Source organism: uncultured Brevundimonas sp. (assembly GCF_937870815.1).
GTDB lineage: Bacteria > Pseudomonadota > Alphaproteobacteria > Caulobacterales > Caulobacteraceae > Brevundimonas.
Window position 1 is genome coordinate 40,661 of the sequence record NZ_CALMZS010000185.1, and the last position, 22,131, is coordinate 62,791.

The window sequence follows — 22,131 nt, forward strand, 5'->3', positions numbered from 1 at the left end:
CGGAACACGGACAGCGTCAAGCCGACAAGGCTGACGGAGCGGGTACGGGTTCGACCTGTCGCGCGGCGGAGGTCGGGACGATGCGGACGAAGCGGGTCAGGCTGTCGGTCCAGGCCGACAACAGACGCCGGGCCAGGGGGGAGCCGGTCGCGGCGGCGTGGGCCTGGACCAGCGCGCACAGGCGCCCTGCCGCCGCCTCGTCGATCGGCGCGGGCGAGGCGAGGTCGCCGTTGAGCGCCAGGGCCACGCGGTCGTCCTGATCGAGCACGAACAATTCTCCGCCGCTCATGCCGGCCGCCAGGTTCCAGCCGACCGGGCCGAGCACCGCCACGCAGCCGCCGGTCATGTATTCGCAAGCATGGGCGCCTGCGCCCTCGACCACCGCGTCGGCGCCGGAGTTGCGCACCGCGAACCGCTCGCCCGCCGCGCCCGCCACGAACAGCCGGCCCGAGGTCGCGCCGTAAAGGGTGGTGTTGCCGATCAGCGGCTGGTTTTCACGCCACTCGATGGGTTTGACGACGATCTCGGCCCCGGACAGGCCCTTGCCGACATAGTCGTTGGCCTCGCCGGTGAGTTCGAGCTTGAGGCCCCTGGCCCCGAAGGCCCCCAGGCTCTGGCCGGCCGAGCCCTCGAGCCGCAGCAGCAGGGCGCCCGGCGGTCCCGCCGGACCCCAGCGGCGCACGATGGCCGAGGAGACGCGGGCGCCGATGGTGCGCTGCACATTGGCGATCGGATAGCTGAGCTGCAGGTTCTGGCCCCGGTCGAGGAAGGCGCCGGCGTCCGAAAGGACCCGGGCGTCCAGGGTGTCGGCGACCTCGGCGCGGCCCTTGGCGGCCCAGGCCTTCTTCTCCGGCGCCTCGACCCGGACCAGCAGGGGGTTGAGGTCGAGGTCGTCCAGATGGCCGCCGCCGCGGCGGACCTGACGCAGCAGATCGGTGCGGCCGACGACCTCGTCCAGGGTGCGGGCGCCGAGGCCGGCGAGGATTTCGCGCACCTCCTCGGCGATGAAGCTGAACAGTCTCACGACCTTGTCGGGCGTGCCGGTGAATTTCTCGCGCAGCCGTTCGTCCTGGCTGCAGACGCCGACGGGACAGGTGTTGGAATGGCACTGGCGCACCATCAGACAGCCCATGGCGATCAGGCTGGCGGTGCCGATGTTGAACTCCTCGGCCCCCAGAATGGCGGCGATGACGATGTCGCGGCCCGTCCTCATGCCGCCGTCGGCGCGGACCACGACGTCCTTGCGCAGATTGTTGAGGCTGAGCACCTGATGGGTCTCGGCCAGGCCGATCTCCCACGGCAGGCCGGCGTGTTTGATCGAGGACTGGGGCGAGGCGCCGGTGCCGCCGTTGTGGCCGGCGATCAGGATGATGTCGGCCCGGGCCTTGGCGACCCCCGAGGCGATGGCGCCGATGCCCGAGGCCGAGACCAGTTTCACCGCGACCCGGGCCTCGGGATTGATCTGTTTCAGGTCGTAGATGAGCTGGGCCAGATCCTCGATCGAATAGATGTCGTGGTGCGGCGGGGGTGAAATGAGCGTCGCGCCCACGGTCGAGTGCCGCATCCGGGCGATGAATTCGGTGACCTTGAAGCCGGGCAGCTGGCCGCCCTCGCCGGGCTTGGCGCCCTGCGCGATCTTGATCTCGATCTCGCGGCACTGGTTCAGATATTCGGCGGTGACCCCGAACCGGCCCGAGGCGACCTGTTTGACCGCCGAGTTCATGTCGTCGCCGTCCGGGCGGGTCGCATAGCGTTCCGGGTCCTCGCCGCCCTCGCCCGAGACCGAGCGGGCGCCGATGCGGTTCATGGCGATGTTGAGCGTGCCGTGGGCCTCGGGCGACAGGGCGCCCAGCGACATGCCGGGCGTCAGGAAGCGGCGGCGGATGTCGGAGACGCTCTCGACCTCGTGGACGGGGACGGGGGTCAGGCCCTCGCGCCAGTCGAGCAGGTCGCGGAGGGCCAGGTCGGGCTGGTCGTGGACGGCCTGCGAATACTGTTTGAAACGGCGATAGTCGCCCCGGTTGCAGGCGTCCTGCAGCAGGTGGATGGTCTTCGCTTCATGGGCGTGGGTCTCGCCGCCCGCCCGAATCTTCAGGAAGCCGCCGATCGCCGGGGAGGGCGCGGCCCCGGTCCAGGCCAGGGCGTGACGGCGCAGGGAGGCCTGCTCCAGCCCGGCCAGGCCGATGCCGGAGATGCGCGAGGGGGCGCCGGGGAAGAATTCGCTCGTCAGGGCGCGGCTGAGGCCCAGAACCTCGAACTCGCAGCCGCCGCGATAGGCCGAGATGACGCTGATGCCCTTGCGCGCCATGATCTTCATCAGGCCGGCCTCGATGCCGGCCTTGTAGTTCAGACAGGCGTCGTGAAGGCTCAGACCCGGCCAGGCGCCGCGGTCCAGACGTTCCTGGAACAGCTCCTGGGCCAGCCAGGCGTTGACGGCGGTGGCGCCGACCCCGACCAGCACGGCGAAACCGTGGGGATCGAGCACTTCCGAACTTCGCACCACGATGGAGACGAAGGAGCGCAGGCCGGTGTCGGTCAGGCGGCCGTGGACGCCCGCCGTGGCCAGGATCATGGGGATGGAGACGCGCGTCTCCGACGCCCGCTCGTCGGTCAGGACGATCAGGCCGCAGCCGCCACGCACGGCGGCCTCGGCCTCGGCGTTGACGCGGTCCAGCGCCGCGCGGAGCGCCGCGCCGGGACGGGCGTCGTTCTCGTGGCTGTCGCCCGCCGCGGGGCGGTTTCCTGCCTGGGCCGTCTCGGGGACGGGGTAGGAACAGTCGATCACCACGGTGGAGCCGGCGCCGACGACCCCCAGCATCCGCTCGTACATGCCGGTGGTCAGGACCGGGCTGTCCAGCACGAAGACATCGGTCTGGGCCTCTTCCTCGGCCAGGATATTGCCCAGGTTCTTGAACCGGGTCTTCAGGCTCATGGCCCCGGCCTCGCGCAGGGGATCGATCGGCGGATTGGTGACCTGGCTGAAATTCTGGCGGAAATAATGCGCCAGCGGGCGCGGCTGATCCGACAGCACCGCCGGCGGCGTGTCGTCGCCCATGGAGCCGACCGCCTCCTTGCCGTCCCTGACCAGGGGGTCGAGCAGCAGGTCCAGATCCTCGCGGCTGAAGCCCGAGGCGATCTGGCGCCGGGTGAGGACCTCGCCGACAGCGGCGCGGGGCTCGGGTCCGGGGCCGATCAGGGGCTCCAGATCGACCATATTGCCGAGCCAATCCGTATACGGATGATCGGCGGCGAGGGCGTCGACGGCCTCGGTCTCGTCCAGCAGCCGGCCTTCCTTGAGGTCGGCCACGATCATGCGGCCGGGGCCGATCGGCAACCGCCGCCTGATGCGGCTCTCGGGCAGGCCGGCCAGACCCGCCTCCGAGCCGACCAGCAGCAGGCCATCGACGGTCTCCATGGCCCGAAGCGGACGCAAACCGTTCCGGTCCTTGCCGGCGACGACCCAGCGGCCGTCGGTGGCGCAGACGGCGGCCGGACCGTCCCACGGCTCCATCACCGCATTGCAATAGGCGTAGAGGGCGCGGTGTTCGGTCTTCATCAGGCCGTCGTCGCGGGCCCAGGCCTCCGGGATCAGCAGGGCCTTGGCCATGGGGGCGGGGCGGCCGGCGCGGACCAGCACCTCAAAGACGTTGTCCAGCGCGGCGGAGTCAGAGCCGCCCGGCTGGACCACCGGCTTGACCTCCCCGTCGCGGTCGCCGAAGGCCTGGGCCGCCATGCGGATCTCGTGCGACCGCATCCAGTTGAGATTGCCCTTCAGCGTGTTGATCTCGCCGTTGTGGGCCAGCATCCGGAACGGCTGGGCGAGACGCCATTCGGGGAAGGTGTTGGTCGAATAGCGCTGGTGGAAGATGGCGTAGGCCGCCTCGAAGCGCGCATCGAGCAGGTCGGGATAGAGCCGGTCCAGCAGCTCGGCCCGAACCATGCCCTTGTAGACCAGCGACCGCGCCGACAGGGAGCAGATGTAGAAGCCGGGCAGGCCTTCCGCCTGCACCGCGCGCTCGATGCGGCGGCGGCACAGGTAAAGCTCGCGCTCGAGCGCCTCGCCCTCGAGATCGGCCGGGGGGGCCAGCATGATCTGTTCGATCTCGGGCCGGGTGGCGTCGGCCCTCGAGCCCACCACCGACAGGTCCATCGGGGTCTGGCGCCAGCCATGGATATAGAAGCCGGCGCGCAGCACCTCGGTCTCGACGATGGCGCGGGCGCGGTCCTGGGCCGAGAGGTCGGTGCGCGGCAGGAATATCTGGCCGATGGCGATGGGGCCGGGGCGCGGGATCTGGCCGATGGCGCGGATCTCGTCGGCGAAGAAGCCCTGGGGCGCCTCGATCATCAGCCCGGCGCCGTCGCCCGACTTGCCGTCGGCGTCCACGGCGCCGCGGTGGGCGACGTTCTTCAGCGACCGGATGGCCAGTTCGACCACCTCGCGGCGCGGCCTGCCGTCGATCGCGGCGACCAGGCCGACGCCGCAGGCGTCGCGCTCGGAGGAGGACTGATAGGCGTGGCCGTCAATGAGGCGGGCGCGGCCGGTTTCGTATGTGGCCTTCCAGCTCATGCCGCAACCTCCCTGACGCGGGCGCGCAGATGGCGGTCGATCTCGGCGGCGGCGTCCTGGCCGTCGCGCACGGCCCAGACCACCAGCGAGGCCCCGCGCACGGCGTCGCCGGCGGCGAACACGCCGGGCAGGCTGGTGGCGAAACCGCCGGGGGACGTGACCACCGCGCCCCGGTCGGTCAGGGCCAGATCGGCGGAATGCTCGGCGAAAGCCTCGGGTTCGAAGCCGAGGGCCTCGATCACCATGTCGGCGGGCAGGTCGAAATCGGCGCCGGGGACGGGGACGACCTCCCGCCTGCGGCCGAAGACGGGCTCGGACAGGCTCATGCGCGCGGCCCGGACGGTGGTGACGGCGCCGTCCCGCGACATCAGGGCCCTGGGCGCGGCCAGCCATTCGAAGCGGACCCCCTCCTCCTCGGCGTTGACCACCTCGCGGGCCGAACCGGGCATGTTGTCGCGGTCGCGGCGATAGAGGCAGACCACGCTCTCGGCGCCCTGGCGCACGGCGGTGCGGACGCAGTCCATGGCCGTGTCGCCGCCGCCGACGACGACCACGCGGCGCCCCCTGGCGTGAGGCCAGCGGTCGGATTCGGCGTCGCCCAGGTCGCGACGGTTCTGAGGGATCAGGAAGTCGAGCGCCGCGACCGTGTCGCCCGGCCCGCAGCCCGGGGCCGACAGCGTGCGCGGCCTGTACACCCCCATGGCCAACAGGACCGCGTCATGGCGTTCGCGAAGCTGGTCGAGGGTGACATCCCTGCCGACCTCGCAGCCGGTGACGAAGGTCACACCGCCCTCGATCAGGCGGTCGACGCGACGCTGGACCACCGCCTTGTCCAGCTTGAAGCCGGGGATGCCGTAGATCAGCAGGCCGCCGGGACGGTCGTGGCGGTCATAGACGGTGACCCGATAGCCGGCGCTTCTCAGCCGGTCGGCGGCGGCCATGCCGGCGGGGCCGGCTCCGACGATGCCGACGGACTCCAGCCGATCATGGGCGGGGCGGATCGGCTCGACCCAGCCATTGTCAAAGGCCCGGTCGCCCAGCCAGGCCTCGACCGAGCCGATGGTGACCGCCTCCCAGCCCGAGACGTTCAGGGTGCAGGCGCCTTCGCACAGCCGGTCCTGCGGGCAGATGCGGCCACAGATCTCGGGCATGGTCGAGGTGGCCGAGGCCATGTTCCACGCCTCGCGCGCGTCGCCGTCGGCGGTCAGCCGCAGCCAGTCGGGGATGTTGTTCTGCAGCGGGCAGCCGCTCTGGCAGAAGGGCACGCCGCAGTCGGTGCAGCGCCCGGCCTGGGTCTCGACCGTCGCGAGCGGGGGCGGCGCCATGATCTCATCGAACGCAGACACGCGTTCCATCGCCGTCTTCTTGGCGAGACGACGAGGCTCCGAGACGAAACCCCGAGAGGCGTTTGGACCGACATGCTGCATGGCAACATAAAAGCAAACTACGGGGAGACCGGCAAACGCATTCTTCACATGCGACAAAATTGGTCCTGCACGGCAACATAATGCCGATTTTTGGCCGATTGTGGATCGTTGCTTGCTGGTAACATATGTCAGCGCATGACAGCGACACGCCCTGACCGGATCATTTTCGGCTCAATCCTTGGTCTGCCCCCTGGCGCGGCGGGGCCACGTGTGACCCGAACCGCCCCCCCATCCTCCTCCAGTCGCCGCGGCGCGCGTCCGGCGACCCGGCGCCTGGCCCGCGCACGGATGGACAGGTCCCGCCCTGACCGTTGCGAAGGAGGTGTGATCGTGCACCGTCCTTGGACGATTCGGACAAAGCTGCCCCTCCACCCCAGTCTGAATTGATAACACAGCACGGAATTTGCCGCCGAATGCGGAAAGCCTCTTGCGCATCTCGCAAATGCGGTAAATGGTTCGCAAATGCGAGATATATGAAGGGGGTTCACATGTCGCAGTTCTGGAATCGGCTACCGGGCGTCGTCGCCCTCTGTCTGCTCATCGCCATGCTGTTTACGGTGGGCGGGGCCTTCGCCGCCGCGCCGGTCGAGGCGGCGGCCACGGCCATCGTGGCGCCGACCGTTGAGGCGCCGGCCGCGCCGGTTCTTCTGGGCCACCAGGCGGCGCTGGCGCTCGACGGCGCGGGGACGGCCTGGTTGGGCACGTCCACGGCGCTGGTCCTGCTGATGACCCTGCCCGGCCTGGCGCTGTTCTACGGCGGCATGGTGCGGCGCAAGAACGTCATCGCCACCATCACCCAGTCGGTCGGCGTCTTCGCCGTGGTCTCGCTGGTGTGGTTCGTCGCCGGCTATTCGATCGCCTTCGGCAAGGCCGTGGCGCTGGGCGGCTATGACGGCGATACGGTCAACCAGGTCATCGGCGGCTTCGACGCCATCTTCTTGAACGGGGTGACCATGGAGACGGCGCACAGTCTGTTGCCCGGCATTCCCGAATTCCTGTTCATCGCCTTCCAGCTGACCTTCGCCATCATCACGCCCGCCCTGATCACCGGCGCCTTCGCCGAGCGGCTGAAATATTCGGGCCTGCTGCTGTTCACCGCCCTGTGGTCGCTGGTGGTCTATGCGCCGATCGCCCACTGGGTCTGGGGCGGCGGCTTCCTGGGCGCCGCGGGCGTGCTGGACTTCGCCGGCGGCGCCGTGGTGCACGTCAACTCGGGTGTCGCGGGCCTGGTCTGCGCCCTGTTCCTGGGCCGGCGCACCGGCTATGGCGACAGCCCCATCGTGGCCCACAACCCGGTGCTGACGATGATCGGGGCCAGCCTGCTGCTGGTCGGCTGGATCGGCTTCAACGCCGGCTCGGCCGGGGCCGCCAACGCCCTGATGGCCGTGGCGCTGACCAACACCGTGCTGGCCGCCGCCGCCGCCGCCCTGACCTGGAAGCTGGTCGAGGTGATGGAGAAGAAGAAGCCGTCCTTGATCGGCGTCCTGTCGGGCATGGTCGGCGGTCTGGTCGCCATCACCCCGGCGGCCGGTTTCGTCGATCCCAAGGGGGCGGTGATGATCGGCCTGATCGCCGGGCCGGTCTGCTATGCGGCCTCGGTCTGGATCAAGAAGCTGCTGCGCTACGACGACAGCCTGGACGCCTTCGGCATTCACGGCGCCGGCGGTCTGGCCGGGGCGCTGCTGACCGGCGTGTTCGCCACCACCGCGATCAACGGCCTGTCGGAGGGCGCCGACCTGCCGACCCAGGCCATCGGCCTGGCGTGGACGATCGCCTGGAGCGCGGTGGGCACCTTCGTGATCCTGGTGATCTGCAAGTTCACCACCGGCCTGCGCGTCAGCGAGGCCCAGGAGGCCGAAGGGCTGGACTCCACGCTCCACGGCGAAGCTCTCGAGCACGCCTGAGGAGCCGGGCCGGGCGCGGTCCTCCCCCGCGCCCGGCCCAACCGGCCCGTCGGGTCATCGACCGGTAAGCGTCAAACATCATCAAGCACACCAAGGGGATAGCATCATGAGACTGTTTTCAGCCTGCGCCGCCGCTGTGGCGCTGCTCGCCTCGGCCGGGACCGCCTCGGCCCAGGACGCGGACGTATCGGCCAATGTCGTCGTCACCAGCGACTATGTGTTCCGCGGCTTCAGCCAGACCGACGAGGAACCGGCGCTCCAGGGCTCGGTGGACGTCGCCATCGGTGGTTTCTACGCCGGCGCCTGGGCCTCCAACGTCGATTTCGGGGACGAGACCGACGCCGAGATCGACCTCTACGGCGGTGTCCGCGGCGAGGCGTCTGGGTTCGCCTATGACGTCGGCCTGGTGGCCTATCTCTATGTCGGCGACAGCGGCGCGGACTATGACTACGTCGAGGTCAAGGCGGCGGTGTCGAGGGCCGTGGGTCCCGTGACCGCCGGGGTCGCGGTCTATTTCTCACCGGACTTCTTCGGAATCGACGAGGAAGCGACCTATGTCGAGCTGAACGGGGCCTTCGTCCCGGCGGACAAATGGACCGTGTCGGGCGCGGTGGGCGAGCAGTTCCTGAACCTGACCGACGACTATACGACCTGGAACCTGGGGGCGGCCTACGCCTTCACCGACAATCTCGCGGTGGACGTGCGCTATCACGGAACGGATGTGGAGTCGCCAATCTCGGATGATCGCGTCGTGGGGACGGTCAAGGTCCTGTTCTAGGGTCCGGACTCAATTCGGATCGAGCGGGACTTGAGATTTCTCCCGTGCCGCTCATCCCCGCGGGGATGAGCGGCATTGAGTATGGACCCTAGGCCCATGCCTCGACGGCGTCGGCGGTTGTGATGGTGTGTGGCCGCTTCGGGAACGGGCCATGGCTGAACTGACCGACGATGACCACACGACGGACCCTGCGATCGGACGAAGGCGTCACGCCAGTCCCTCCTCATGCCGACAGTAATGGCCGAACAGGGCGATGACGACATAGCAGACGACCGGCACGATCAGGGCGATCCGAAGGGTCGAGGCGTCGGCCACCAGCCCGGTCAGCGGCGGCACGATGGCCCCGCCGACGATGGCCATGCAGATGATGCCCGACCCCTCCGCCGCCCGCCTGCCCAGCCCGGCCGAGGCCAGGGTGAAGATGGTCGGGAACATGATGGCGTTGAAACAGCCGACGGCCAGCAGGGCCACGCCCGACACCGTCCCTGTGGTCAGGGCGGACACGGCGATCAGCGTGACGGCCACCAGCGCCACGGTGGTCAGCACCTTCCACGGCGCCACCACGCGCATGACGGCCGCGCCGACGAACCGCCCCACCATCGCTCCGCCCCAGTAGAAGAACAGCAGCTTGGCCGCGTTTTCGGCCGCCAGGCCCAGGGTGTCGGACTGCATCAGATAGTTCGTCATGAGGCTGGCGATCGCCACCTCGGCCCCGACATAGACGAAGATGCCCAGCGCGCCGAAGGCGAAGCGCGGCCGTCGCAGCAGGTTGAAGGCCTTCAGCATGCCGGTGGCCGGGATGGTCTCCTCGACCAGCCGGCGGCGGTTGAACCAGACCACCAGGGCCACCAGGGCCAGGGCGATGGCGATGCCGGTATAGGCGTGGGTGATGACGGCTGACTCGGCTGCGCGGTAGGCGGTCAGGGCCGCGCCGGTCAGGGTCGTTTCATCGACGGTCGCCAGCGACCCCAGGATCAGGATGGCGCCGACGTAGGGGAATATGGTGGTGCCCAGCGAGTTGAAAGCCTGGGCGAAGGTCAGACGGCTGGAGGCGCTGCGCGGCTCGCCCAGCATCGAGATCAATGGATTGGCCACGACCTGCACCAGGGTCACGCCCGCGGCCAGAACGAACAGAGCCGCCAGGAAGGTGGCGAACAGGCCCGAACCCGCCGCCGGAATGAACAACAGGCAGCCCGCCATCATGACCAGCAGACCGACCACCGCGCCGCGCATATAGCCGATCCTTTGCACCAGGGCCGCGGCCGGCAGGGAGACGATGAAATAGGCGGCGAAGAAGGCCGTCTGGATCAGCATGGCCTCGAAATAGTTCAGCTCGAACAGGTGCTTCAGCTTGGGCACGAGCACATCATTCAAGCTGGTGATGCCGCCGAAGATGAAGAACAGGCCGAATACGAACCACTGTAGATAGCCGACGTCGCCGTGGCTGTGTCCCACGGGCCGGGCCGGGCCCGGGGCCGGTGGGTTGGTGCTGTCGATCATCGCCGAAGTTCCGTTCCAGGGTTGAGGGTTCCAGGCGGCTGGACTTGCGGCATCGGTTTCATTCCACACGTCGGATGAAGGTGATGACTAACTCGCTATCGCTGGGTGGTGATTCATAATGCAGCATTGGGATGATTCCCAAGGCTGCATTGGTCCGGCCGACGCCGGAGGATCGTCAGGTGCTGCAAGCGCGGCTTCGGGCGCCGACGACAAGACAGCGCGGTCGGGAGCGGCGGCGCCATCTCGGGGGTCGGGTCCTTCCTGAAGGAGCGCGATCCCGCCATCCGCGTCGCCCTGGCCGATCCGGCGGGCGCGGCCTTGTTCAACTGGTTCACCAAGGGCGGCGTCGGCCGCTTCGCGCGTCCGGAACGGCAACGTCAGCTTCGCCCTCTTCCGGCCCCTGGCCATGGGTGTCTGAATCTAGCGATCACCTGACAGCAGCCGCCCGATCTCGGTCAGCGCCGCGCGGTATTCGGCCGGGATCGGGACCAGTCTTTCGGGGCCGCCGCTCAGGGCGGCGAAGGTGGGGGGCTCCGCGGGCGCGAAGCCGAGGACGTCGGCGATCACGTCCGGAAACTTCGCCGGGTGGGCGGTGGCCAGGACCACCACGGGTCCCTCCCGCGGATCCAGTCGTCGCGCGGCGCCCAGCGCCACGGCGGTGTGCGGACAGACTGTTCGGCCATAGCGGCGCCAGGCCGTGGCGATCTCGACGCGGGTCGCCTGTTCGTCGATCGATGTGACCGCGAGCTGGGCGCGAAGAACCTCCAGCAGTTCGGTCGGGAGATCGACGGCGCCGTCGCGGGCGAAGCGTTCGAAAAGCCGCCGCGTCAGGCCGGCGTCGCGTCCGCCGGCCTCGAACACCAGGCGTTCGAAATTGGAGGGCGCCTGCACGTCCATGCTGACGCTGGCCGTGGCCCGGGCGTTGGTCCGCTCATATCGTCCTGCGTTGATCGCCCGGGCCAGGGCGTCGTTGCGGTTGACCGCCGCGATCAGGTCCAGCGGCACGCCCATCGCCCGGGCCGCCCAGCCGGCGAAGGCGTCGCCGAAATTGCCGGTCGGCACGACGAACCGCACGGATCGCGCCGGCGCCCCGAGGGCGGACGCCGCGGCCAGATAGTAGGGAATCTGACCCGCCAGCCGCGCCCAGTTGATCGAATTGACCGAACTGACCCTCCGGCCCTCGCGCAGCGACGGTTCGGCCAGGAGGCCCTTCACCAGCGTCTGGCAGTCGTCGAAATCCCCCCGCACCGCCAGGTTCAGCACATTGTCCGCCCCGACCGTCGTCATCTGCCGGCGCTGCACCGGAGACACGCGATCCAGCGGATGCAGCACCACCAGGTCGATGTTGTCGGCCCCCGCGAAGGCCCGCACGGCGGCGGCCCCGGTGTCGCCGCTGGTCGCCGTCAGCAACAGCAGCCGCTCGCCGGTCCCGGCCAGGGCCGCATCGGCCAGACCCGCCATCAGCTGCATGGCCAGATCCTTGAACGCCGAGGTCGGACCGTGGAACAGCTCCAGGACCCACAGGTTCGGCTCCAGCTGCACCAGGGGCGCTGTCGCCGCATGATGGAAGGTCTCCTCCAGCCGCGCCGCGGCCCGGGCGATCACCGTCCCCGGCAGCGTCCCGCCGACGAAGGGAGCCAGCACCTCGCGCACCAGCGCGGCGTACGGTCGCCCGGCCGCCGCGGCGATGTCGGCGGCGGCCAGCTTCGGCCAGGTCTCGGGCAGATAGAGGCCGCCGTCGGGAGCGATGCCGCCGAGCAGGGCCTCGGTGAAGGAGACCGCCGGGGCCTCGCCGCGTGTGCTGATGTATTTCACGGGACACCGTCCGCCGGCGCCAGGCCATAGGTGTCCGCGTCCGCCGCCGCGTGGAAGGCGATCCGCCGAAAGAACGGCGCCGGGTCCTTGGGCGTCACGACCCAGGCGGGATCGTGGAACAGCCGGTCGTGCAGCCGGGTCAGGGTGAAACGCAGCGCCGAGGCCGCGGCCAGCGCCGGCAGGGCCTCACGTTCCGCCCGCGACAGCCGCCGGCCCTGCTCGTAGCCTCGCACGAAGGCCCCCATCGCCTCCCGGTCGGGACGCCCCTCGGCGTCGAAGCCCCAGGCGTTCAACGCAATCCCGAGGTCGTAGACATAGGCTCCGTCGCAGGCGAAATAAAAGTCGATCACCCCGCCGATATCACGGTTCGCGAACAGCACGTTGTCCGGAAAATAGTCGGCGTGGATCGCCCCGCCCGGCAGCCTGGCGGCCCCCTCGAACACCGCCTCGGCCCGGTCGAGTTCCGCAACGAGCGACTCCAGCATCGGTTGATCCGCCTCCCCGGCGCGTTCGGCGCAGCGTCTGGCCAGGTCCCGCCAGGCGGGGGGGCCGACCGGATTGGCGCGGCGCAGCGGAAAGTCCGCGCCCAGCCGATGCAGGTCGGCCAGTCGCCGCCCCGCCAGCGCCACGTCCGGCGCCCCGGGCCGGCGCAGCCACACCCCGTCCCGCCATTCCAGGATCGCCGCGGGCCTTCCATTGATCTCGCCGATCCGGGCCCCGGACCGGTTCCGCATCACCCGCGCCGCCGGATAACCGCGCTCCGCCAGATGGTCGGTCAACCCGAGACAGAACGGCAGCGACGCGGCGTCCGTGCGCCCTTCGAACAGGGTCAGAATGAAGCGGCCGACGCTCGTGTCCAGCCGGTAGTTGGTGTTCTCAACCCCCTCGACGATCCCCTCCATGGCGATCAGGCCGCCCAGGTCATGGGTCGCCAGGAAGGCCGCGGCCTCGTCATGCGAAACCGGGGTGAAGATCGCCATCGGTCAGGCCGTGCGCTGTCGGCGGAGGCGCACGATGTCGGCGAGGTCGGCCAGCACGCTCTCGGTGGTCGGCCAGCGACCCGCGCCTCGCCCCTTGCACATCCACGTCCAGCCATTCTCCCCGAAGACCTTAAGCGCATTGCGCTCGCCCCTGAGGCCGAGAAAGAGGGGATCGGCGCCGCCTTCGTCGAGCGATACGCGCGCGACCAGCACGCCATCGACCTGGTGGCAGGCTCCGATCTGCTTGACGCCTTCCCGGCGCGGCGCACTGTCGGGCGTCAGGGCGTCAAGCGCCACGGCGTCTGACTCCAGGTCCCGGTCGAACGCCTCGAACGCGAGCAGCCGGACCTTCGCGGCCGAGTCATGCCCTTCGAGATCGGACGAAGGGTCCTCCTCCGCGAAGCCGGCGATCCGGGCCTCGGCCAGGGCCGCCTCGAACGACGCGCCCTGCCCCAGCCGGTCGAGCATGAAGTTGACCGTGCCGTTCAGCACCGCCTCGAAGCCGGTGATCCGCCCGACCGCGCGGGCGGCCCGTACGGTTTCGATCATCGGGGCCCCGCCGCCCACGGCGGCGGAATAGGCCAGATGGGCGTTGTTGGTCGCCGCCAGATCGCGCAATCCCGCCGGATCGAGGCTGATAGCCTGTTTGTTCGCGCTGGCCACGTCGATCCCGCGTTCCAGGGCGGCGCGGATCAGGGCATGGCCCGCGGCGCCCTCGGACATGGCTTCCAGCACCAGGTCCGGCCGCCGCCCGAGGAGGTCGACGGGGTCGGCGGTGAACAGGTGGGCCGGGCAAGCCACGTCGCGCGCCTTGGTCGGGTTCCGCACGAGCACGCCGACGACCTCGTAGCGGCTGTCGTTCAGCAGCCGGGCCAGCAATCCTCCGCCCACCACGCCGCAACCGGCGACGGCGACACGGACCGGCTCGATCTTCGGGGCCGGTCCCGGAGGGGCGGTCTGACGGCCCACCACCGTCGCATCCGCGCGGCCCAGCGCCGCCACCTCGATTTCCAAGCCGCGCTCGCAGGCCAGGTCGATGGCGCCGGGCTGCACCAGGTCCCCGCCCAACCGGAGCGCGACATCCCATGACGCCCGCGAATACCGCAGCGGCGTACCTGAGGCCGAGGCCGGGTCGCGATCGTAGAGTCCATCGACATCCTTCACCAGCCTGACCCTCGACAGGCCCAGTTCGGCGGCCAGGAACACCGCCGTCAGGTCGGATCCCCCACGTCCAAGCAGCGCCACCCGGCCGTCCGGCCGCACAGCGCCGAATCCGGGGACCACCACCACATCGTGCCGCGCCAGCGCCTCGCGAAGCCGGTCCCCCTGCAGACCGCACGGATGGGCGTGCTCCAGCGGCCCCTCCGCCACGATTCCCAACTCCCGCACCGTAAGGGCCACGGCGTCAAGACCGATGCGGTCGCAAGCGATCGCGGCGAAGGCCGCGGCCTTCTCCTCGCCCAGCGCCACATAGCCCGGCAGCAGGTCGTTCTCGTGGCCCAGTCCCAGCGCCCGCGCGTCCGACAGCAACCGGTCCGTATGACCATCGAAGGCCGAGACCACCGCGACGACCTTTCGCCCGTGCCGGACATGGCCATAGATTTCCGAGGCCACCGACGGCGCATCGGCCGGGCTCCGCAGGATCGAGCTGCCGAACTTCAATACGACCACCTCGGGAGGGGCGAGAACAGGCCGAAGATCGGGTTCGGCGGGGAGGACGGCGAGATGGGACATTTCGGGCTCTGGGATCGACGGAAAGGAAGATGAAGGTCGAAAATAAAAAAACCCGGCCGGGGGGCCGGGCGGGTCAGGGTCTGTGCGCGTCGTCTGGTGGCGCGCTAGCCCGTCTCCGCCCCGATGGACGTAGTGGTGCGGGTGAGGGTGATGGTCATACCGAGCCCGGTGTCGGACAGGCCGATACGCGCCGGTCCGGGAGTGGCGGCGGTCGTTCCGGCGATGTGCGCGAGCAGCGACAAGACGGGCGTCCCCAGAAGGAGGTTCAGCCGTTACGATGTCCCGCGCCGCACAAGGCGTCAACCCTGGAAAAGCACAAAACTTGCGTAAACCAGGATGACAGATGGACTGTTGCCACAGTCGCACCCTTTCGGTCGTGGAGTTGAGGTTGAATATTTCTCTTGACCCGCGGCCTTCGCATCCGCAACCTAGACCCGCTCATCAAGACCGGCTGAGGGATAGGCCCTTTGACGCCGGGGCAACCATCGGGCTCCAACCCGAACGGTGCCAACTCCTGCGAGGACGTCTCCGGACGGCCGCGAGAGATGAGTGGAGCGTCGATTAGGCGGCGCGTCCACGGTCTGTCACCGCACCAGAGTCTTGCCGAGCAGGATGATGCGGAGACCGCCATGACGACCACCCTCGCCCCCGCTCCCGTCGCCCCTCGCAGTCCCGCGCCGGCGTCTGTTTCCGCCGCGATTCCGACCGCGAAGGCGATGCGGGACTCCGACCCCGCCAAGGTCGCCCGCGACATCGTCGTGGCCGTTCCCGACGACTTCCGTCTCGCCTCCGGCGAACGGCTCGGCCAGGAGGTTTTCCGCGGCCGGCTGCATGGCCGCGCCGGCGCTCCGCTGGTCGTCGTCGCCGGGGGCATCTCCAGCGGCCGGTTCGTCCACCGCACCGAGACCAACGGCCTGGGCTGGTGGTCCGGCGCCGTGGCCCGGCGCGGACCGATCGACCTCGACCGCGTCCAGGTCCTGGCCTTCGACTTCGCGCCCGAGGGCGCCCGGTCGCCGGTCACCATCACCACGCAGGATCAGGCCCGGCTGCTGGCCCTGATGCTCGATCACCTCGGGGTGGAGAGGATCGCGGCCTTCGTCGGCGCCTCGTACGGGGGCATGATCGCCCTGGCCTTCGGCGAGTTGTTCCCACGCCGGGCCGAACAGCTGATCGTGGTGTCGGCCGCCCATCGCACCCATCCGCAGGCCACCGCCTGGCGGGGCATCCAGCGCCGCATCCTGCGGCTGGCCGCCGCCGCCGGCCGTCCCGAGGACGGCGTCGCCCTGGCCCGCGAACTGGCCATGACGACCTACCGCACCGCCGAGGAGTTCGGCCACCGGTTCGCCGGCGCCGCTCCGGCCGCGGCCGGCGATCCATACCCCGTATGCGAATATCTGACGGCGCGCGGCCAAGCCTATCGCACCCACACGACCCCGGCGCGCTGGCTGTCGTTGTCGGACTCCATCGATCGCCACCGGGTCACGCCCGAGGCCGTCGCCACGCCCGTCACCCTGGTCGGTTTCACATCCGACCGGCTGGTTCCGATCGACGATGTCCGCGAACTGGCCGCCCGGCTGCCGGCTCTGTCGCGCCTGATCGAGGCCCCGTCCCTCTACGGCCACGACGCCTTCCTGAAGGAGGACGCCCTGGTCGGCGAAATGCTCCGCACCGCCCTCCGCGAGATCGACCGATGACCATCCAGAACCCCCGCACCATCGCCGCGCGCACCGGCGTCGATCAGGACACGGCCCACGGCGCCGTCATGCCGCCGCTGTATCTGTCGTCGAACTATTCGTTCGCCGGCTTTCAGCAGAAGCGGCGGTACGACTACAGCCGCTCCGGCAATCCCACCCGCGACCAGCTCGCCGAGACCCTCGCCGAATTGGAGGCCGGCGCCGGCGCCGTGGTGGTCGCCACCGGCATGGCGGCGGTCGATCTGGCCTTGGTGACGCTGGAGCCGGGCGACCTGCTGATCGCCCCGCACGACTGTTACGGCGGCACCTGTCGGCTGCTCTGCGCCAGGGCGAAGAAGGGGCATTTCGAGGTTCTGTTCATCGACCAGGCGGACCCCGGGGCGGTTGAGGCCGCGCTGGCGCTCAAGCCCAGGCTGGTGTTCATCGAGACGCCGTCGAACCCGCTGTTGCGGGTGGTCGACATCGCCGACATCTGCACCCGCGCCCATGCGGTCGGGGCCAAGGTCGTGGCCGACAACACCTTCCTGTCGCCGGCCCTGCAACAGCCGATCCGGTTGGGCGCCGACTTCGTGGTCCACTCGACGACCAAATACATCAACGGCCATTCCGACGTGGTCGGCGGCGCCGTGGTGTGCGCCGGCGCCGACGACCACGCGCTGCTCAGCTGGTGGGCCAACTGCCTGGGGGTCACCGGCTCGCCGTTCGACGCCTATCTGACGCTGCGCGGCGTGCGCACCCTGTTCGCCCGCATCGAACGCCAGCAGACGACCGCCGGGGCGATCGCAGCCGCGCTGGACGCCCATCCGGCCGTGAAGGCCGTCCATTATCCCGGCCTGAAATCCCATCCCGGCCACGCCCTGGCCACGCGCCAGCAGAACGGCCCCGGCGCCATGCTCAGCTTTGAACTGCACGGTGGGATCGACGCCGTCCGCGAGGTCGTCGAGGCGCTGGCCCTCTTCACCCTGGCGGAATCCCTGGGCGGGGTCGAAAGCCTGGTCGCCCACCCCGCCACCATGACCCACGCCGCCATGACGCCGGAACAACGCGCCGTCGCCGGCGTCACCGACGGCCTGTTGCGGCTGTCGGTGGGCCTTGAGCACCAGGACGACCTGCTGGCCGACCTGTCCCAGGCGCTGGCCGGGGTGGCGGTGGGGGAAGCGGCGGCGGCCTGATTGCGTTCAGGCCCAGTGCATCTGCACCCGGTGCGTGGCGGCCCAGTGAGTGGCCCTGATGGCGTCGATGATGGCCCTGGCGGCCGCCCGCGTGCCCAGCTTGCCGCCCAGATCGGCGGTCGTCGCACCGGCCGCCAGAACCGCCGCGACCGCCGCCTCGATCGAGTCCGCCTCGTCCTCCAGCTTGAGGCCGTGACGCAGCATCAGCGCTGCCGACAGCACGGCGCCCACCGGATTGGCCAGGTCCTGGCCGGCGATGTCGGGGGCCGAACCGTGGATCGGCTCGAACAGCCCCGGACCGCCTGACCCCAGCGACGCCGACGGCAACAAGCCGATCGACCCGCCCAGGACCGAGATCTCGTCCGACAGGATGTCGCCGAACATGTTCTCGGTCAGGATGACGTCGTAGTCGCGCGGCCGGCGGATCAGGTGCATGGCCATGGAATCGACCAGGGCGTGCTCCAGCCTCACCTGGGGGAACTCCTCGGCATGGATGCGGGTCACGACCTCGCGCCACAGGCGGCCGGTCTCCATCACATTGGCCTTGTCGACCGAGGTGACCTTGCCGCGCCGTTGCAGGGCCGTCTGGAAGGCGGCGCGGGCGATCCGCTCGATCTCCTCCACCGTATAGATGCACAGGTCCGACGCCATCGTCGCGGTGCGGGTCTTCTCGCCGAAATAGCTCCCGCCGGTCAGCTCGCGGAAGACGATCAGATCGACGCCCTCGACGATCTCCTTCTTCAGCGGCGAGCGGCAGGCCATCACCGGCGACACCTGCAAGGGCCGCAGGTTGGCGTACAGGCCCAAGACCTTGCGCAGGTCGAGCAGGCCTTCCTCCGGCCGCCGCTGGCCGCCGTCCCACCGCGGTCCGCCCACGGCGCCCAGCAGCACGGCGTCGGAGACCGCGCAGGCGGCGCGGGTCTCGTCCGGCAGAGGATCGCCGGTGGCGTCGATCGCGACCCCGCCGATCAGATGTTCGGCGAAGTGGAAGGTGTGGCCATAGAAGTCGGCGATGACACGCAGCACATCGACGGCGGCGGCCGTAACCTCCGGGCCGATGCCGTCACCCGGCAGGACGACGATATTGTAGGTATGGGGGCTGGTCATGCGACGGGTTCCGGTCGGGTGTTGTGTTCGAAGGATTCGATGGCGGGCAGGTGGGACTGCAGCCAGCCCAGGGTGTCGACCCCGTCCAGCAGGCACTGGCGCGCGAACGGCTCGACGGTGAAGGACACGGCGGCGTGGTCGCCGCGCCGCAGCTCGCCGGCCTCCAGATCGATCGTCACCAGCTGGTCCGGGTTGTTCGCCAGATCGTCCCAGGTCGCGGGGTCGACCACGACCGGCAGCAGGCCGTTCTTGAGGGCGTTGGCGGTGAAGATGTCGGCGATCTCGGTCGCGACCACGGCGCGAAACCCGTAGTCCAGCAAGGCCCACGGCGCGTGCTCGCGCGACGATCCGCAGCCGAAATTGGCCCCCGCGACCAGGATTCGGCTCCGGGTCGGGTCGATCCGGTTCAGCGCCGCTTCGGGCTTGGGCGATCCGTCCGATTCATAGCGCCAGTCATGGAAGGCCAGGGCGCCCAGCCCGTCGCGCGAGGTGGTGGTCAGGAACCGGGCGGGAAGGATCTGGTCGGTGTCGATATTGGTCTGGCTGAGCACCAGGGTTCGCGAGGTCAGCACCTTGAAGGGTTCAGGCATGAGCCGCCTCCTGTAGATAGACGCGTGGGTCGGTCAGGACGCCGGCGACGGCGCTGGCCGCCGCCGTGGCCGGGCTGGCCAGGATGGTGCGCGCGCCCTTGCCCTGTCGGCCCTCGAAATTGCGGTTGGAGGTGGATACGGCCAGCTGGCCGGGCCCGACGAAGTCTCCGTTCATGGCGATGCACATCGAACAGCCCGGGATGCGCCATTCGGCCCCGGCGGCGATGAAGACCTGGTCCAGTCCCTCGGCTTCGGCATCGCGCCGCACGGCCTCGGACCCCGGCACCACCAGCATGCGCAGCCCCGGCTTGATCTTGCGACCCCGCAGAATCTGCGCCGCCGCGCGCAGGTCAGGCAGCCGGCCGTTGGTGCAACTGCCGATGAAGACCACGTCCACGGCCTGGGTGGTGGTGGTCTCGCCGGCGGTGAAGCCCATATAGGCCAAGGCCTTGCGCTCGCTGTCCGAGGTCGGCTGGGGCGCCTTCGAACCGATCGGCGAGCCGGCGTCGGGCGTCGTGCCCCAGGTGGCCATGGGGGTGATGGCGGCGCCGTCCAGCCGGAACTCGCGATCGAAGACCGCGCCCGGATCGGTCGCCAGCGTCAACCAGTCGGCGGCCAGGGCGTCATAGTCCGCGCCCGATGCGACGTGGCGCCGGCCCCGCAGCCAGTCGATGGTCTTTTCATCCGGCGCGATCATGCCGGCGCGGGCCCCGGCCTCGATCGACATGTTGCACAGGGTCATGCGCCCTTCCATGTCCAGGCCCCGCACGGCCTCGCCGGCATATTCGATGACAAAGCCGGTCCCGCCGCCGAACCCCAGGGCGGCGATGACGGCCAGGGCCACGTCCTTGCCCGACACGCCGGGCTGCAACGCACCGTCCACCGTGACCCGCAGCGATTTCGCCTTGCGTTGCAGCAGGCATTGGGTGGCCAGGACGTGGGCGACCTCCGAGGTGCCGATGCCGAACGCCAGGGCCCCGAAGGCGCCGTGGGTCGCCGTGTGGCTGTCGCCGCAGACCACGGTCATGCCCGGCTGGGTCAGACCCAGCTCCGGCCCCATGACATGGACCACGCCGCGATCGGCGCTGTCCCATCCGGCCAGGGCGATGCCGTGTCGGGCGCAGTTCTGCTCCAGCCGCGCCACCTGGCTTTTCGCCTCGGGGGTGACATAGGGGCGTTCGCCATCCATCGCGGGAAGGGTGGGGGTCGAATGATCCAGGGTCGCGAACGTCCGGTCCGGACGACGCACCCTCAGCCCCCGCGATTCGATCTCGCTGAAGGCCTGCGGGCTGGTGACCTCGTGCACCAGATGCAGATCGACATAGAGGACGGCGGGGGTGGCGTCGGTTTCCTGCACGACGACATGACGGTCCCAGACCTTCTCGTAGAGGGTGCGGGGGGCGGTCATTTCATACCCCGCTCATCCCGGCGAAAGCCGCACGCCGTCGCATGTTCGCGCTCCCTGGGCCGCGTCGCCACGCAGATCGCCAGCAGTTCGGCGTCGTCGATCTCGCCGATCTCGTCGGCCCGCGCCTTGAAGGCCGCGAAGGCTTCCGTCAGATGCATCCCGATCAGGGGATGGCCCAGAACCTCGGCCCTCTTGGCCACGGCGTGGCGCCCCGAGTGCTTGCCCAGGACGAAGAAGCTGCCCTCGAAGCCGACGTCCTGGGGCCGCATGATCTCGTATGTGCGGGCGTCGGCGAACATGCCGTGCTGATGGATGCCGGCTTCATGGGCGAAGGCGTTGATGCCGACGATGGCCTTGTTACGCACGATCGGGGAGTGGGTGATCTCGCTCAGCAGGCGGCTGGTCGAGACCAGCCGGGTCGTGTCGATCCCGGTGGTGACGCCGAACGTCTCGGCCCGCACCCGCAGCGCCATGACCACCTCTTCCAGCGAGGCGTTGCCGGCCCGTTCGCCGATGCCGTTGATGCTGGCCTCGACCTGCCGCGCCCCGGCCGAGACCGCCGCCAGGGTGTTGGCGACGGCCATGCCCAGATCGTTGTGGCAATGGGCCGAAAAGACCACGTCGGGGAATTCCGGCCGGATGCGGGCGATCAGGAACCGGTACAGCGCCTCGATCTCGTCGGGCGTCGCATAACCGACCGTGTCGGGCACATTGAGCGTCGTCGCGCCGGCCTTCGCCACGGCCTCCAGCACCTCGGCCAGGAATTCCGGCTCGGTGCGGATGGCGTCCTCGGCCGAGAATTCCACATCGTCGAACCGGGTGCGGGCGTATTCGACCGACCGGATCGCCGCCGCCATCACCTGGTCGGTCGTCATCTTCAGCTTGGCGGCGCGGTGGATGGGGCTGGTCCCCAGGAAGATGTGGACACGTCGCCGCGGCGTGCCTCTCAGCGCCCGCCAGGCGGCGTCGATGTCGCCCTCGCTGGACCGCGACAGCGAGCAGAACACCGGCCCGGAATCATTCTCCGCGATCTCGCCGACCACGGCGCGGATACAGTCCTCGTCGCCCGGAGAGGCGGCGGCGAAGCCGGCCTCCATGACGTCGACGCCCAGATCCTTCAGCGCCCGGCCCATGCGGACCTTGTCGGCCGGCGACATGGAAAAGCCCGGGGCCTGTTCGCCGTCGCGCATGGTGGTGTCGAAGACGATGACCCGATGCGGATCGTGGCCGACGGCGGCATCCATCACCGGGGTCATGCCGCCACCTCGGTCTGAAAGGACGCGACCGTAAAGGTCGTGCGGCTGGCCCCGACCAGCTTGTCGATCTGACGCCCCAGATTCTCGGGGCAGCGTCCGGCGTCGCGACCGCGCACCGTGATCTGGACCCGGCGCGACGCCCCCTCGTCCGACAGGCTCAGGCCGTCGATGTGGAAGCCCCGGCGCTCGACGAGGCCGA

Annotated in this window: 15 protein-coding genes and 1 riboswitch; of the genes, 4 read left to right on the forward strand and 11 right to left on the reverse strand. The window is 69.7% G+C overall.

Features of this window, described 5'->3' with window-relative positions; translation table 11 throughout:
• Positions 1-16 precede the first annotated feature (16 nt).
• Positions 17-4,567, reverse strand: a complete 4,551-nt coding sequence (gene gltB / locus Q0588_RS12435; RefSeq protein WP_298746534.1) for a glutamate synthase large subunit — start codon at positions 4,565-4,567, stop codon at positions 17-19.
• Positions 4,564-5,994, reverse strand: a complete 1,431-nt coding sequence (locus Q0588_RS12440; RefSeq protein ID WP_298746537.1) for an NAD(P)-dependent oxidoreductase — start codon at positions 5,992-5,994, stop codon at positions 4,564-4,566. The genes gltB and Q0588_RS12440 overlap by 4 nt, the downstream gene beginning before the upstream one ends.
• A 488-nt stretch (positions 5,995-6,482) precedes the next feature.
• Between Q0588_RS12440 and Q0588_RS12445 the strand changes: the two genes are divergently transcribed.
• Positions 6,483-7,898 carry an ammonium transporter gene (locus tag Q0588_RS12445; RefSeq protein ID WP_298746540.1) on the forward strand — a complete coding sequence of 472 codons (1,416 nt, stop codon included), beginning with the start codon at positions 6,483-6,485 and terminating at the stop codon, positions 7,896-7,898.
• A 106-nt stretch (positions 7,899-8,004) separates the two neighbouring features.
• Complete coding sequence (locus tag Q0588_RS12450) at positions 8,005-8,676, forward strand: TorF family putative porin (protein ID WP_298746543.1); 672 nt, start codon at positions 8,005-8,007, stop codon at positions 8,674-8,676.
• Positions 8,677-8,883: 207 nt separating this feature from the next.
• Here the strand turns inward: Q0588_RS12450 and Q0588_RS12455 are convergent, their stop codons facing one another.
• From Q0588_RS12455 to Q0588_RS12470, 4 genes are all read right to left on the reverse strand, one after another.
• On the reverse strand, positions 8,884-10,176 hold the full coding sequence (locus tag Q0588_RS12455; RefSeq protein WP_298746546.1) for a sugar MFS transporter: 1,293 nt from the start codon (positions 10,174-10,176) through the stop codon (positions 8,884-8,886).
• 420 nt (positions 10,177-10,596) lie between these two features.
• Complete coding sequence (gene thrC / locus Q0588_RS12460; protein WP_298746549.1) at positions 10,597-11,991, reverse strand: threonine synthase; 1,395 nt, start codon at positions 11,989-11,991, stop codon at positions 10,597-10,599.
• Positions 11,988-12,971, reverse strand: coding sequence for a homoserine kinase (gene thrB, locus Q0588_RS12465; protein WP_298746552.1), 984 nt, complete (start codon positions 12,969-12,971; stop codon positions 11,988-11,990). The genes thrC and thrB overlap by 4 nt, the downstream gene beginning before the upstream one ends.
• A 3-nt stretch (positions 12,972-12,974) precedes the next feature.
• Positions 12,975-14,705, reverse strand: a complete 1,731-nt coding sequence (locus Q0588_RS12470; RefSeq protein WP_298746555.1) for a Gfo/Idh/MocA family oxidoreductase — start codon at positions 14,703-14,705, stop codon at positions 12,975-12,977.
• Positions 14,706-15,140: 435 nt separating this feature from the next.
• A riboswitch (SAM riboswitch) is annotated at positions 15,141-15,257 on the forward strand.
• Between the two features lie 77 nt (positions 15,258-15,334).
• Between Q0588_RS12470 and Q0588_RS12475 the strand changes: the two genes are divergently transcribed.
• The gene (locus Q0588_RS12475; protein ID WP_298746558.1) at positions 15,335-16,399 is read left to right on the forward strand and encodes a homoserine O-succinyltransferase; all 1,065 of its coding nucleotides are present in this window, start codon (positions 15,335-15,337) and stop codon (positions 16,397-16,399) included.
• Positions 16,396-17,571, forward strand: coding sequence for a cystathionine gamma-synthase (gene metB, locus Q0588_RS12480; RefSeq protein WP_298746560.1), 1,176 nt, complete (start codon positions 16,396-16,398; stop codon positions 17,569-17,571). The genes Q0588_RS12475 and metB overlap by 4 nt, the downstream gene beginning before the upstream one ends.
• Positions 17,572-17,577: 6 nt before the next feature.
• Here the strand turns inward: metB and leuB are convergent, their stop codons facing one another.
• From leuB to Q0588_RS12505, 5 genes are all read right to left on the reverse strand, one after another.
• Positions 17,578-18,678 carry a 3-isopropylmalate dehydrogenase gene (leuB, locus tag Q0588_RS12485; protein ID WP_298746562.1) on the reverse strand — a complete coding sequence of 367 codons (1,101 nt, stop codon included), beginning with the start codon at positions 18,676-18,678 and terminating at the stop codon, positions 17,578-17,580.
• Positions 18,675-19,268, reverse strand: coding sequence for a 3-isopropylmalate dehydratase small subunit (gene leuD, locus Q0588_RS12490; protein ID WP_298746565.1), 594 nt, complete (start codon positions 19,266-19,268; stop codon positions 18,675-18,677). The genes leuB and leuD overlap by 4 nt, the downstream gene beginning before the upstream one ends.
• Entirely contained in the window at positions 19,261-20,676 is a 1,416-nt protein-coding gene (leuC, locus tag Q0588_RS12495; protein ID WP_298746568.1) for a 3-isopropylmalate dehydratase large subunit, read from the reverse strand. The genes leuD and leuC overlap by 8 nt, the downstream gene beginning before the upstream one ends.
• Positions 20,673-21,932 carry a 2-isopropylmalate synthase gene (locus Q0588_RS12500; protein WP_298746571.1) on the reverse strand — a complete coding sequence of 420 codons (1,260 nt, stop codon included), beginning with the start codon at positions 21,930-21,932 and terminating at the stop codon, positions 20,673-20,675. Before Q0588_RS12500 ends, leuC begins: the two co-directional genes overlap by 4 nt.
• Positions 21,929-22,131: ACT domain-containing protein (locus Q0588_RS12505; protein WP_298746574.1), on the reverse strand; the 203-nt coding region annotated here is incomplete at its 5' end. The genes Q0588_RS12505 and Q0588_RS12500, both read right to left, overlap by 4 nt.